1 protein-coding gene is annotated in these 299 nt (G+C 41.5%); it reads left to right on the plus strand.

Going from position 1 to position 299, the window contains the following annotated elements; translation table 11 throughout:
- A partial coding sequence (locus R2R70_RS19615; protein WP_410978839.1) for a M24 family metallopeptidase occupies nucleotides 1-299 on the plus strand: 299 nt, incomplete at both ends.

Here is a 299-nt window from a genome sequence, read left to right on the forward strand (position 1 = left end):
CACGTACATTTCCGGTAAATGGCCAGTTTAGTGAAGAACAAGCCGCGCTTTATAATATTGTTCTTAACGCACAACTGGCTGCCTTTGAAGAAATTAAACCCGGTGGTTATCTGTCCCACGCTAATAAATTAGCAATGGAAGTACTAACGCAAGGCTTACTTGACTTAGGTATTTTAACTGGCGACTTTGATGAATTAATGGCGCAACAAGCCTGTAAAGACTATTACATGCATGGCCTTGGGCATTGGCTGGGGTTAGACGTGCATGATGTCGGTGATTATAAAATAAATAACGTTGAG

Source organism: Cobetia sp. SIMBA_158, from assembly GCF_046566945.1.
GTDB lineage: Bacteria > Pseudomonadota > Gammaproteobacteria > Pseudomonadales > Halomonadaceae > Cobetia > Cobetia amphilecti.